The sequence below is a fragment of the Kitasatospora sp. NPDC032121 genome (genome assembly GCF_055580145.1).
In genome coordinates this window covers 622,331-634,987 of the sequence record NZ_JBVILX010000003.1, presented here as the reverse complement: position 1 = coordinate 634,987, position 12,657 = coordinate 622,331, and the positions used below count along the sequence as shown (strand labels likewise).

The 12,657-nt window shown below is 76.2% G+C and carries 10 protein-coding genes; 2 read left to right on the top strand and 8 right to left on the bottom strand.

The window, feature by feature from the left end; genetic code table 11:
* Positions 1-191 precede the first annotated feature (191 nt).
* Positions 192-848, top strand: a complete 657-nt coding sequence (locus ACZ5OX_RS13695) for a hypothetical protein (protein ID WP_465630061.1) — start codon at positions 192-194, stop codon at positions 846-848.
* A gap of 66 nt (positions 849-914) precedes the next feature.
* Here the strand turns inward: ACZ5OX_RS13695 and ACZ5OX_RS13690 are convergent, their stop codons facing one another.
* Both ACZ5OX_RS13690 and ACZ5OX_RS13685 read right to left on the bottom strand, forming a co-directional pair.
* Positions 915-1,784 carry an NAD-dependent protein deacetylase gene (locus ACZ5OX_RS13690; RefSeq protein ID WP_465630060.1) on the bottom strand — a complete coding sequence of 290 codons (870 nt, stop codon included), beginning with the start codon at positions 1,782-1,784 and terminating at the stop codon, positions 915-917.
* A 232-nt stretch (positions 1,785-2,016) separates the two neighbouring features.
* Positions 2,017-2,820, bottom strand: coding sequence for a methyltransferase domain-containing protein (locus ACZ5OX_RS13685; protein ID WP_465630059.1), 804 nt, complete (start codon positions 2,818-2,820; stop codon positions 2,017-2,019).
* Positions 2,821-3,092: 272 nt separating this feature from the next.
* Here ACZ5OX_RS13685 and ACZ5OX_RS13680 point away from each other — a divergent pair, with 272 nt between their 5' ends.
* Positions 3,093-3,785, top strand: coding sequence for a Tat pathway signal sequence domain protein (locus tag ACZ5OX_RS13680; protein ID WP_465630058.1), 693 nt, complete (start codon positions 3,093-3,095; stop codon positions 3,783-3,785).
* A 188-nt stretch (positions 3,786-3,973) separates the two neighbouring features.
* Here the strand turns inward: ACZ5OX_RS13680 and ACZ5OX_RS13675 are convergent, their stop codons facing one another.
* Genes ACZ5OX_RS13675 through ACZ5OX_RS13650 form a run of 6 tightly spaced genes read right to left on the bottom strand, consistent with a single transcriptional unit; the run spans position 3,974 to position 12,649 of the window.
* Positions 3,974-4,729: a class I SAM-dependent methyltransferase gene (locus tag ACZ5OX_RS13675; protein WP_465630057.1), complete on the bottom strand. Its 756-nt coding sequence runs from the start codon at positions 4,727-4,729 to the stop codon at positions 3,974-3,976.
* Positions 4,730-4,732: 3 nt separating this feature from the next.
* A complete protein-coding gene (locus ACZ5OX_RS13670; RefSeq protein ID WP_465630056.1) occupies positions 4,733-5,527 on the bottom strand; it encodes an SDR family oxidoreductase in 795 nt (264 codons plus the stop codon).
* A complete protein-coding gene (locus ACZ5OX_RS13665) occupies positions 5,515-6,378 on the bottom strand; it encodes a TauD/TfdA family dioxygenase (protein WP_465630055.1) in 864 nt (287 codons plus the stop codon). Before ACZ5OX_RS13665 ends, ACZ5OX_RS13670 begins: the two co-directional genes overlap by 13 nt.
* Positions 6,379-6,390: 12 nt before the next feature.
* Positions 6,391-7,647 (bottom strand): aspartate aminotransferase family protein, encoded by a 1,257-nt coding sequence (locus ACZ5OX_RS13660; protein WP_465630140.1) that lies wholly within the window; start codon positions 7,645-7,647, stop codon positions 6,391-6,393.
* 11 nt (positions 7,648-7,658) lie between these two features.
* Complete coding sequence (locus tag ACZ5OX_RS13655) at positions 7,659-12,083, bottom strand: AMP-binding protein (protein ID WP_465630054.1); 4,425 nt, start codon at positions 12,081-12,083, stop codon at positions 7,659-7,661.
* Positions 12,080-12,649 carry a DUF6309 family protein gene (locus tag ACZ5OX_RS13650; protein WP_465630053.1) on the bottom strand — a complete coding sequence of 190 codons (570 nt, stop codon included), beginning with the start codon at positions 12,647-12,649 and terminating at the stop codon, positions 12,080-12,082. Before ACZ5OX_RS13650 ends, ACZ5OX_RS13655 begins: the two co-directional genes overlap by 4 nt.
* Between the last annotated feature and the right edge of the window lie 8 nt (positions 12,650-12,657).

Below are 12,657 nucleotides of genomic sequence, written 5' to 3'. Positions count from 1 at the left end.
CCCGTCGCACCCGGGCCCGTCGCCGTACGGCTCCCGGCCGTCACCTGCCACCGCATCCCCGCCGCCTCCGTCGCAGGACCGCGCGGAAGGTCTGCTTCCAGATTGTGACGTGCTCCTGTCTAGTTCGTCTCCGTCCTGGTGTGGTGGGATGAGGCCTCACGGGGATGAACCGCTGACGGGGGTGTGTGCTGGTGCTGAGTCGATGGCTGCGGGAGCTGGACGGGGACGCGGCGTGCCTGACGGCCGTGGGGCTGGTGCGGCTGGGGGCCGAGGACCGGCTGAGCACGGAGAGCGAGTCGACCACCTGGGTCGGCGGGGTGCGGGCGGCCTCGTTCGCCGATGCCTGGCTGGCGTTCGGGGACGGGTCCGCGGCCGGGCTGCGGGCGCCCGCGCCGGCGGTGCTGCGGGCCGTGGTGGCCCGGGCCGCGGAACTGGTGCTCCGCCGCTGCAGGGAGGACGTGCCGGCGGCGCTGGAGTGGCTCGGGCAGCGCTCGGCGGAGGCCCGCGAGCAGGCGCAGCGGGCCGGCTCCTCGCACCCGGCGGAGCCCTGCGCGCTGACCCTGGTGTGGCACGGGGTGCGGGCGCTGACCGCCGAGGACGGGCCGGGCCACATGGACCGGGTCGAGGAGCGCGCCGAGGCGTACGTACGGGAGCACCGCCGCCGCCGGGACACCCTGGCGCTGGTGCTGTGCTGCACCGGGATCGCCGCGTCCGCGCTGGTGGAGCTGTGCGAGGGCGATCCGGAGCGGGTGGCCGACTGGCTGGAGCAGGACGCGGCGCGCTGCATGCCGCGCGGCGGCCGGGTGCCGCTGTGGGTACCCGGCCGGCCCGCCCAGCCGGCCGGCTGAGCGCGGCGGTCGGCTGAGCGCGGCGACGAGCCGAGCCCGGCGACGGGAACCGGGCGAGCGCGCCGGTCAGGCCGCGTCGAGCAGCCGGGCGACCTCCGTCATGGCCGGCCCCAGCGGCAGGTCGAGCCGGAGCGCGGCGAGTTCGTCCCCGCGCGTCGCCCCCTGGTTGACGATCGCGACCGGCAGGCGCGACCGGGCGGCGCGGCGGACGAAGCGCAGCCCGGACAGCACCGCCAGGGAGGAACCGAGGACCACCAATGAGTCGGCCGCGTCGACCAGTTCGTAGCAGCGCTCGACCCGGGGCGGCGGGACGTTCTCGCCGAAGAACACCACGTCGGGCTTGAGCACCCCGCCGCAGTCCGCGCAGGCAGCGACCCGGAAGCCGTCCACCGCGGACTGCGGCAGCCGTGCGTCACCGTCGGGCCGCAGCTGCGCCCCGGGCCGACGGAAGCCCGGGTTGAGCTCCTCCAGCCGCCGGTCCAGCTCGGCCCGGGTGCCGGTGCGGCGGCAGTCGAGGCAGACCACCCGGTGGAGTCCGCCGTGCAGCTCCACGGCCTCCCGGGTGCCGGCCGCGTGGTGGAGGCCGTCCACGTTCTGGGTGATGACCGCCGCGACGTGCCCGGCCCGGTGCAGCCGCTCCACCGCGTGGTGCCCGGCGTTGGGCCGGGCCCCGGCGATCGCCGGCCAGCCGGTGTGGCTGCGGGCCCAGTAGCGGCGCCGGGCGTCGGCGCTGCCGGTGAACTCCTGGTACGTCATCGGGGTGCCGCTGCGGCGGCGGCCGGTGGCGCCCCGGTAGTCGGGGATGCCGGACTCGGTGGACAGGCCCGCCCCGCTGAGCACCACCGCGCCGCGCCGGTCCAGCAGCCGTACCAGGGCTTCCAGCCCCTCCCCCGGCGGGACGGCGGCCTGCCCGCCCGGATGTTCGAACGCGTCCATACCGTCGAGGTTAGACCGCCGGGCCGCGGCCACCCGGCCGAGCGCATCGGCCGGGGCGTGCCCCAGCGTGGTCTTGCCCGTCCCCGACGGAGCGCTCACGACGAGCGGCTGCGGGCGTCGGTGCGCGGTCGGGCGTCGTGTCATGCCAGGCTCGTTCGCCCGGGAGGGCCGCCGCCCGCGGCCTCCCCCGCGGGTGGTGGACGGCGGAGGTCGCCGGGCTCGGCGGGAGGCGTCACGGGCGGCGGGCCCAGGCGGAGATCATCGGGGCGGTGGCCAGGTCGAGGCGGCCGGCGGCGACGTTGGCCAGGTGGCGGTCGATCTCCTCGTCCGTCGCGAGGCCTTCGGCCACCAGCAGCCGGCGGATCTGTCGGACGGTCGCGTCCTCCAGGACGGCGCAGGCCGGCGAGGTGATCGGGAAGTACGCGTCGGCCTGGACGTCGGTCAGGCCCGCTTCGCGCAGCGCCCTGGGCAGCGTCCGGCCGTACGCGAGGTCGGCGCCGCGCCCGGCCATCAGGGTGCGGAAGCCGGACCGCAGGCGGTTGGCGAGGCGCTCGTCGGGGCCGGACTCGTCCGGGCAGAGCAGCGGCTGCAGGGCCGGGTCGGCGTCCTCCAGCAGCAGCCGGCCACCGGGGCGCAGCGCCCCCACCATCCGGCGCAGGGCCTCGGCGCGATCGGCGACGTGCACCAGGACCAGCCGGGCGTGCACCAGGTCGAAGCCGCCGGGCGGCGGCGGGTCGGCCGCCACGTCGTGGCGCAGCACTTCGATCACGCCGCCGGCGGCGGGGGCGGTCCAGGAGACGTCGATGTCGGTGGCGACCACCGCGCCGGTCGGGCCGACGCGTTCGGCGAGCCCGAGCGGCACCGAGGGGCCGCCCGCGCCGACCTCCCAGCAGCGCATGCCGGGGCCGATGCCGAGGGCGTCGACGTGCCGGAAGGTCACCGGGTCGAACAGCTCGGCGAGGGCGCCGAAGCGGATGCCCGCCTCGGTCTGCCGGTTGTCCAGGAGGTAGCCGTGGTCGCTCTCGTGCTCAGCCATGGCGGGATTCTCGCAGGCGGGCGGGGCGGCCGGGCGGCCGGCCCGGGGCGGCCGCCGGTCAGGCGCCGGGGCTACCGGCCGTCCCTTCGACCGAAACCCTTGACAGCACGGCTTGTTGACGAAAAGTCAGTAAGTTCCGCCCATCGCCTTGACGGCGCGCGGTCACGCCTGGAACGTATGGAACCCGGAAACGCCGCGCGCTCCCCGGTCCCCACCGCTCGGGAGCCCGCGAGAGGACGTCTTCTCGCCCCTCACCGAGGAAGAGGTTTCCCATGCGCTTCAGCCGCCACCTTGCCGTCACCGCCGCCGCCGTCTGCGCGACCACCGCGCTCGCGCTGGCCGCCGTCCCCGCCTCCGCGTCGCCGGAGGCCCTCGCCGCCGGCCCGGTGCTCACCACCGGGAGCGCGGGCGGCACCGCCGTCGCCGTGGGCGACGCGCTCTCCGCGCCGCTCGCCTCGGGCACCAAGGCGACCTTCTACTCGACCGCGACCAGCACCACCGGTGTCACCTGCGCCACCTCCCAGCTCTCGGCCTCGGTGCTGAGCAACCCGGCGGCGCCGGGCAGCGCCACCGCGTCGCTGACCGGGCTGACCTTCGGCTCGTGCACCGCGAACGTCACCGGGGTCACCTCGGTGCGCAGCCTGACGGTCGGCAACCTGCCGTACGGCGTCACCGTCTCCGACGCGCCCGGCCTGCCGGTCACCCTGACCGGCGGGTCCGCCGGGACGATCCAGGCCACCGCGGTGCTCGACACCTGGTTCGGCACCATCACCTGCTCCTACCAGTTGAGCGGCGCCTTCACCGGCAGCGCCGACAACACCGCGCACAGCCTGGCGTTCCGCACCGAGCACTTCGCCAAGAGCGCCGGCTCGACGCTCTGTCCGGGCGACGGCTACTTCTCCGCGGCGTACGGCCCGGTCACCGACGCCGGCCAGCCGGGAAGCCCCGTGGTCGTCGTCAACTGACCCCGCCCACAGGACCGCCGGGGTGGGCGCGGCGGCGCTGCCGCGCCCACCCCGGCAGCCCCCGGGCCCGGGGCACGCCGAGCTCCCGGGCGGTGGCCTGGACGCAGCAGCCGCCGGAGACGGATGACAACGGGACGGGACGGATTTCCGCGGGCCGCCGGCCGGGCCCGTGCGGCCCGGCCGCCCGCTCAGGCCCCGGCCTCCCGGTGCCGCCACCGCACCGGGTCCGTCGCCCTCGCGGCCGCCGCCGCGCCCGGTGCGGTCCTGGCCGGCGCCCGGTAGCCCGCGGTGGAGAGCACCAGCATCTCGTCGGCCCCCGGCTGGAACTCGTAGGCCACCCGCTCCACCCGGCTGGGGACGCCGAGCTCCGCGAGTTCCGCGCGCAGCGCCCCCAGCCCCTCGTAGCGCGCTCCGGTGTCGTACACCACCAGCGGGAAGACCCGCACCTCCCGGCGCGCGACCCGGGCGAGCTCCAGCAGCCCCGCCCGCTGGAACTCCCCGCCCAGCCGGTTGCCGTACGAGAACAGCAGGTGCGAGCAGAGTGCCAGGTCGAAGGAGTCGTCGGCGAAGGGAAGTGCGGGCAGCGAGCCGGCCACGTAGCGCTCCGGGCGGGCGGCGATGTCGGCGCCGAAGGCGCGGGCGTTGGCGGTCCACCGGCGGATCATGTCGTCCGCGTCGGCGTACCAGGACCAGACGTACCCCGCGGTCTCCTTCACCAGCAGCTCGCGCTTGAAGGCGGTCTCCCGCTCCACCAGCACGCCCAGCTCATCGCGGTGCTCGGCGTACTGGCGGTCGACGGCGACGGCGTCGACGCCGAGCCGCCCGGCCTCGGCAACGAAACTCGCCGCGCCGGCCGGGCAGTCCAGGATGCGCTGCTCCAGGTCGCGCTCGGTGAGCGCGAACATCGCCCGGTACTCCGCGAAGGAGCGCGCGCTGACCAGCACGGCTCAACCCCTCCCGACGAACGGCATGGTGGTCGGCAGCACCACCAGGGACTGGATGGTGGTGTCCGGCGGCTGCGAGGCCATCAGCACCAGGGCCTCGGTGAAGCGGTCCACCGGGATGGTCGCCTCGACGGCCATGGTCCGGTCGGCCTGCATGGCGGCCGGCTGCGGGCCGCCGTCCACCGGGGTGACGTTGCCGACGTCGATCTGCCCGCAGGAGATACCGTACGGCCGGCCGTCCAGGGCGAGCACCTTGGTGAGGCCGAGGACGGCGTGCTTGGCGGCGGTGTACGCGATCGAGTTGGGGCGTGGCACGTGGGCGGAGGGTGCGCCGTTGTTGATGATCCGCCCGCCCTGCGGGGTCTGGGCGCTCATCACCCGGAAGGCCTCACGGGCGCAGAGGAAGCCGCCGGTGACGATGGTGTCCAGCACCCGGTTCCAGTCCTCGAACGGGGTCTCGGTGATCGGCCGGCGCGGGGCGGCGGCGCCCGCGTTGTTGAAGAGGAGGTCCAGCCGGCCGTACCGGTCGAGCACGGTGTCGAAGAGCCGGGCGACCTCCTCCGGGCTGCGGATGTCGGTCGGGACGGGAAGCACCCGGTCGGCCCCGGGGCCGGCCAGGGCCGCGGTCTCCTCCAGGGCGTCCTTGCGGCGCCCGGCGATGGCCACCGTCCAGCCGGCCGCCAGCAGGGCCAGCGCCGAGGCCCGGCCGAGCCCGCTGCCCCCGCCGGTGACGATCGCCACCCGTCCGTGCGGTGCGGTCCCGCCGCCGCCCTCTCCCGTGGTCGTCACGGCGCCCACTCCTCCCCCTCGTTCACCCAGATCCGCAGCATCCGCCGGGAGTACGGCCCTGGCTCGTCGACGAACGGCGAACGCCCGTGCAGCACCCGGCTGTTGCGGATGATCAGCAGGTCCCCGGCGGCCATCGGCAGCCCGAAGGCGATCTCCGGCCGGTAGAGCACCTCGTCCAGCACGCCCAGCGCCTCCCACTGACGATCCGTCAGTTCCGGCCCACCGCGGTCGGGGGAGGAACGGACCGTACGGGTCTGGTAGTAGCAGCCGATCGTCCCGTCCTTGCGGTCGTACAGGATCGGGGTGACCACCACCTGCGGACCGGCCCGGCCACTGCGGTCGAAGGTCCAGTCCTCGCGGAGCGTGGCCAGCGCGTCCGGGCGCTCCCGCTGGATCAGGTCGTGGACGTGCCGGGCGCTCGCCAGCTTGGTCAGCCCTCCGCCGTCGAAGGCGGGCCGCAGGCAGAGCAGGACCAGCAGGTCACAGGTGTCACAGTGGAAGCCCAGTTCGGTGTTGCCGTCGCCGTCCTGGTCGTGCAGCACCGAGGTGAGGTCACCGCGCCCGTTCTGCGGGACGATCCGGCCGAAGTCCCGCAGCAGGAAGGAGAGCACCTCGGTGATCTCCTGCTCCGGGCGGCCCGGGTCCACCAGACCGCTCACATGGGTGACGCCCACCGAGTCGGCGGCGTTCCGGACGAACTCCCGTAGCCGGACCCGCACTTCCTCGGCCGCGCCCCAGCGCCCGGCCCGCGCGTCGGCCCAGAGCAGCCGTCGCTCCCGCTCCCCCAGCGGGAGCGACCAGAGCTCCCGCCGGGCGTCCAACTCCAGGCTGCTCCAGCCGATTTCGGTCACCGCATCCATGCCCTCTCCTTCCTACCGGCCGCCGGCCGCGACGGCCTTCGCCCACAACTCCAGGCCCTCGTCGATCTGTTCGGCCGTGACGACCAGCGCCGGGATCATCCGGACCACGTTCAGGTGGATCCCGCACAGCAACAGCAGCAGGCCGTGCTCGGCCGCGGACTGCTGGGCGCGCCGGGCCGCCTCCGGGTCCGGGGTGCCGTCCGGGCGGCAGAACTCGCTGGCGGCCATCAGCCCGAGCCCGCGGACGTCGGCGATCCCGGGCGTCCCGGCGGCCACCGCCCGCAGCCCGGCCAGCAGCCGGGCGCCCTGCTCGGCCGCGTTCTCGACCAGCCGCTCCTCGCGCAGCACGTCCAGGGTCGCCAGGGCGGCGGCGCAGGCCACCGGGTTCCCGCCGTACGTGCCGCCCTGCGATCCCGGCCAGGCACGCCCCATCAGCTCGGCGGGCGCGGCGATCGCGGACAGCGGGAAGCCGCTGGCCAGGCCCTTGGCGGTGATCAGGACGTCGGGGAGCACCCCGCTCTCGTGCTCGTGGGCCCAGAACCGGCCGGTGCGGCCGAAGCCGGTCTGCACCTCGTCCACCACCAGCAGGATCCCGTGCCGGTCGGCCCGCTCCCGCAGCCCGGCCAGGAAACCGGGCGGCGCCGGGACGTAGCCGCCCTCGCCGAGCACCGGCTCGACGAACATCGCGGCCGTCTCGGCGGGCGCGGAGACGGTGGCGAGCACCTCGTCCAGTCCGCGCAGGGCGTGCGCCACCGCCTCCTCCTCGGACAGTCCGAGCCGGAAGGCGGCCGGGAAGGGCGCCACCGCGACCCCGGGCATCAGCGGGCCGATGCCGGCCCGGAACCGGGTGCCGGCCGTGGTGAGCGAGGCCGCGCCCATGGTGCGGCCGTGGAAGGAGCCCTCGAAGACGATCACGTTCTGCCGGCCGGTGGCGTGCCGGGCGAGCCGCAGCGCGGCCTCCACCGCCTCGGTGCCGGCGGTGGCGTAGAACAGCGAGTCCAGACCGGCGGGCAGGACCTCGCCCAACCGCTCGGTGAGAGCGAGGAGTCGGTCGTGCAGCACGGTGGTGTACTGCCCGTGGATCAGCCGGCCGGCCTGGTCCCGGACGGCCTCGACCACCTTCGGGTGACAGTGGCCGGTGCTGGTCACCCCCACGCCGGAGGTGAAGTCGAGGTGGCGGCGGCCGTCGGCGTCGTAGAGGTGGAGTCCTTCGCCGCGGACCGCGACGACCGGGGTGGCCTGCTTGAGCACTGGGGAGAGCCGGGACACGGGGCCTGCCTTCACGGGTTGGTCCTGCCTTCACGGATGTCGTCTCGGATGTCGTCACGGCTGCCGTGACGGGTGTCGTGACGCGCGTCGTCACGGCTGTCGCGTCGGACGTCGTCACGCGCGTCGTCACGGCTGTCGCGTCGGGCGTCGTCACGGGTGGGCGGGGTCGGACCGACGGGCGGCAGGTAGCCGGCCTCGGCGGCCCAGGTGAGCGCGGCCGACCACCACCGCCGGGTCGGCACGGCGAAGCGCACGCCCAGCCGGTCGAGCACCGCGGTGGTGTACGCGCTGTCCACCAGGACGCGGCGCTCCTCCTGCGCCGCCCAGGCGGCGGCCACCCGGGCGGCCGTCGGGTGGAGGCGCTCGGCCCGGGCGAGGGCGGCCGCGAAGGCCTCCTCGTCGGTGAGCCGCACGGGGTGGCCGTGCCCGGCCAGCCACCGCACCAGTTCGTCGTGCGGGACGGCGTGCGGCGACTCCACGTGGTACGCGCCGGGCGCGGCGTACCGGTCGAGGGCGATCGCGGCGATCCCGGCGGCCACCGTGTCCACGTACGAGAACGCGAAGGCGGTGTCCGGCCGGCTCGGCGCGGCGCCGGCCAGCAGGTAGCCGCGGATCAGCTGGTAGATCCGGTTGTCCCCGGCGTTGGCCTGGAACGCGCCGGTCCGGCTGTGCGCCGCGATGTGGCCGCTGCGGTGCAGGTAGGCGGCGTGCCCGCCCGCCGCCCAGGCCCGGACGGCCCGCTCGGCCCGGTACTTGGTCCGCTCGTACGGGGTGCGGAAGTGCTGGCCGATCTCCAGGTCCGCCTCGCTGAAGCGACGCGGCGGGCCGTCCACCCCGCCCGAGACGGCGAGCGTGGAGACGTGGTGGAGCCGGGCGTCCGGGGCGTTCTCGCCGACCCAGTCGAGCAGCCGGCGCACCGCGAGGTGGTTGGTGCGCTCCAGCTCGTCGGGCGAGGCGACCAGCCGGACGTCCGCCGCCGCGTGCACCACCAGGTGGGCGCCCCGGGCGAGTTCACGTCCGGCCGGGGAGAGGCCGAGGCCGTCCCGGTCGACGTCCCCGGCGAGCGCCCGGACGGCGCCTCCGGCTGCGTTGTCGGCTCCGGCTCCGGCTCCGAGCCGTTCCAGCGCCGTGGCGTCGTCCGCGGCCCGCACCAGGCAGGTGACCTCGGCACCGCGCCGGACGAAGGCCTCCAGCAGGTGCCGGCCGAGGTAGCCGGTGGCGCCGGTGAGCAGCACCCGGGCGGGTTCGCGCACCGTCGCCCGGGCGGCGGTCGGGGAGACGCCGGGGTGCAGCAGCTGGCCGGAGGTGGACAGCGCCGCCCGGACGGGCGGTGCGGTGTCCGGCGCCTGCGCCTCGGCCGCCACGGCCCGGGCGAAGCGCCCGGTGATCCGCCCGGCGGCGGGGTGCGGCAGGCCGGGCCGGCCGTACACCAGGTCGGCCACCAGCCGATGCTCCACCACCCGTGCGGTGAGGCGCAGTTCGTACAGCGGGTCGCCGCCGGCGCAACGGGCCGTGCCGGCCTGTTCGGCGGCGACGGTCCAGTTCAGCGCGGGCTCCTCGGGCAGCCGGAAGGTGCCGAGGAAGTTGAAGCCGACGGCGGGCCGTTCGCCGGGCGCGTCCATCGGCCGGACGGGCGCCTCGCGCAGTCGCCGCGCCACGGTGTCCGGGGTGGCCCCGGCGTCCAGCTCGACGTGCTTGACGGCGGTGAACCAGCCGACGGTGTCCAGGAATTCACCCGGGTCGCCGACCGCGTCCCGGCCGTGGGTCTCGACCTCCACCGCGAGCCGGGGGCGGCCGTCGTCGCCGGTGACGGCCTTCGCGAAGGCGGCCAGCAGCACGGCCTCCAGCCCGGCCCCGGCGCCGTGCCGGGCGATCAGCCGGGCGGTGGCCTCCGGGTCGAGCGCCCAGCTGAGCGTGCCGGGCGCCTCGAACTGCGCTGCCGCTTCGGCTTCCCGGGCTTCCTCGGTCTTCTCGGCAGTGCGCTTCTCGTCGCCGTCGACCTGCTGGGCATCGGGCGAGGCGAGCGCCGCCCAGGCGTAGAAGTCGGCCGTCGGCGGCAGGTCGACCGGCTTCCGGTCGAGCACCGCCCGGTACGCGTGCGCCAGGTCGTCCAGCAGGATCCGCCAGGACAGTCCGTCGACCACCAGGTGGTGCGCGATCAGCGCGAGCCGGTCGTCGGTGCCGGGCAGGCCGGTGAACAGGTGGGCGCGCAGCAGCCGGCCCGCCGACGGGTCGAGGCTGCGGTGGAGTCCGGTGCAGACCCCGGCGACGGTGTCGGCGATCTCCCCGGCGGCGCGTGGGATCCGCGAGAAGGAGACCGGGTCGAGGTCGGCCACCGCCCGCGGTTCGCCGCAGCCGTCCGGGGTGACCGGCCGGCGCAGCGCCGGATGCCGCTCCAGGACGGCCGCGACGGCGGCCGAGAGCGCCGCCGGGTCGACGGCGGTGCGACAGCGCAGCAGCACGGACTGGTTCCAGTGCCGCAGGTCCCGCGGCGTCCGCTGCCCGTACAACCAGCGCTGGGCGGGGGCGAGTCGGAGCCCGCCGGTGGAGCCGCGCGGGGCCGGGGCGGACGGCGAGGCCGGGACGGCGGCCGCTGCCAGGCCCTCCGCCGTCGGGTGCCGGTAGAAGTCCTCGTAGGCGACCCGCAGGCCGGAGCGCCGCAGGAAAGCGATGGTGCGCATGGCGAGAATGGAGTCGCCGCCGAGGCCGAGCACGTCGGCGCGCGGCCCGACCACGGGCAGGCCGAGGGCGCCCGCCCAGAAGCTCGCGATCTCCCCGACCAGGCCGCCCCCGGCGTCGCCGCCCGGCTCCCCCGCGCCAGCCGCGCCCGACTCGGCCCGGGCCTCGACCAGTTCGGCCGCCAGCTCGGCCAGCCGCTGCCGGTCGAGCTTGCCGTTCGGTCCGACCGGGAAGCGCGGCAGCACCAGGATCGGCTGCGGCACGGAGTAGCCGGGGAGCCGGTCCCGCAGGTGGGCCCGCAGCCCCTCCAGCCGGTCCGAGCCGTCCGAGCCGTCCGAGCCGTCCGAGCCGTCCGACAACCGTACGATGCCGATCAGTTGATGGCCGAGCGAGGTTTCCCGCAGCAGCGCCGCCGAGCGGGCGACACCCGGGTACCCGTCCATGGCCCGCTCGACCTCGGCGAGGTCCACCCGGTACCCGCGGACCTTCACCTGACGGTCCACCCGGCCCAGGAAGACCAGGGTCCCGTCGGCCCGCCGGCGGCACAGGTCACCGGTGCGGTAGACGAGTCGGCCGTCGTGCCGGACGAAGCCGCGGGCGGTCTCGGCCGGCCGGCCGTAGTACCCGGCGGCCACGCCCCGGCCGCCGATGAGCAGTTCGCCCACCGTGCCGTCCGGGGCCTCCCGGCCGGTGCCGTCCACCACGGTCAACAGCACCTCGCCGATCGCGGTGCCGATCGGTACGGTCGGCTCCTCGGCGGGCAGTTGGCGGGCGGAGGTGACGAGCAGGCAGGCGGCGCCGACGGTGGTCTCGGTCGGGCCGTAGTGGTTGACCAGCCGCGCGGTGGTGCCGCCGTCGAGCAGGGCGGCGGCGAGCGGGCGGGGCAGCGCCTCGCCGCCGAGCAGCACGGTGTGCAGCGGCGGGGAGTCGGCCGGGCGGCCCTCCAGCAGGGCGGTCAGGTGCGAGGGGGTGGTCTTCAGCACGTCCACGCCGGCCCGGCGCAGCGAGGCCCAGAAGGCCTCCGGGTCGCGCACCTCGCGGTCCGGCACGAGGTGCACCGAACCGCCGGTGGCCAGGGCGAGCAGCCAGGAGGTGTGGCCGAGGTCGGCGGCCAGGGTGGTGACGTGCGCGGCGCACGGCGCGTCGGCCTCGGTGAGGTCGAGCCGCCCGGCCAGCGCCCGGGCGTAGTGCACGGCGTTGGCGTGGGTGACGGCCACCGCCTTGGGCTCGCCGCTCGACCCGGAGGTGAAGGAGAGGTACGCGAGGTCCTCGCCCCGCACCTCGCCCCGCACCTCGGCCCGCGCCTCACTCTCTCCCGACGGCAGGCCCGGGAGCGCCTCGACGTCCACCACCTCCCCGCCGAGCCCGCCCTCGGTGGCGAGCACCCGGGCCACCCGGACGGAGGCCAGCCGCCGGGCCAGGTCCGCCGCCGACCAGTCCGGATCGGCCAGCACGGCCGCCGCGCCCGAGCGCAGCACTCCGTGCAGCAGCACCAGCATCCGGGCGTCCCGGGGCCCGACCAGGGCGACCCGCTCCCCCCGGCCGGTGCCGGCGGCGGCCAGCCGGTCGGCGATCCGGTCGGCCGCGGCATCGACGGTGCGGTAGTCGAAGCCGCGGACGCCGTCGGTCAGGGCGGTCCGGTCGGGGTGCGCCCGGGCGAGGTGGGCGAGCAGCTCGGGCAGCGAACGGGCACGGCGGGCGGGGTCGGCCGGGTGGCCCGAGGACGCGGAGCGGACGTGCTGCGTCGCGGAGGTCACGCCGACTCGTCCCCCGTCCGGCCCGCCCGGGCGGGCTCGGCGACCACCGCCGGGTCGCCGACCAGGTAGCCGTCCAGCAGCGGCCGCCCGGGCAGCCGTCCGGCCAACTCCCAGGCCAGCATGCGGTGCAGGCCGTCGAGGTGGATCAGACCCGACCGGACCGCGAGGTCCCCGTAGTCGGAGTGGTCGACCGGGGAGGTGCTGAGGAAGAGGGGCGTGAACGGCGCCCGGCGCAGCAGCCGGAGCTTCGTCGCGCAGACCGGGTTGGCGGTGGCCCAGGCCGCCCCGCCGGCGCGGACCCGCTCGGCCGCCTCGGCCACCGTCAGTCCGCAGCGCGGCACCAGTTCGAGCTCCCCGCCCTCGCTGAGGTGCCAGGGCAGCACGACGCCCAGGACGTCCGCCCGGGAGAGCCGGATCCGCCACCAGCCGCCGCGGATGCGGTCGGCGCGTTCGATGTTCTCCTCGCCGTACATGTTGGTGTTCGCCTCGTGGGCCCGCTCCACCGGGTGGTCCCGCAGGTAGGCGTCGTGGACCTCGGGGTAGGCGACGGCGGTGACGATCTCCACGGCAGTGC

What these genes read in the sequence shown, in the direction of transcription:
- ACZ5OX_RS13665 (WP_465630055.1), bottom strand. Translation starts at nt 6,378, where the DNA reads ATGGATGCGGTGACCGAAATCGGCTGGAGCAGCCTGGAGTTGGACGCC.
- ACZ5OX_RS13680 (WP_465630058.1), top strand. Translation starts at nt 3,093, where the DNA reads ATGCGCTTCAGCCGCCACCTTGCCGTCACCGCCGCCGCCGTCTGCGCG.
- ACZ5OX_RS13685 (WP_465630059.1), bottom strand. Translation starts at nt 2,820, where the DNA reads ATGGCTGAGCACGAGAGCGACCACGGCTACCTCCTGGACAACCGGCAG.
- ACZ5OX_RS13690 (WP_465630060.1), bottom strand. Translation starts at nt 1,784, where the DNA reads ATGGACGCGTTCGAACATCCGGGCGGGCAGGCCGCCGTCCCGCCGGGG.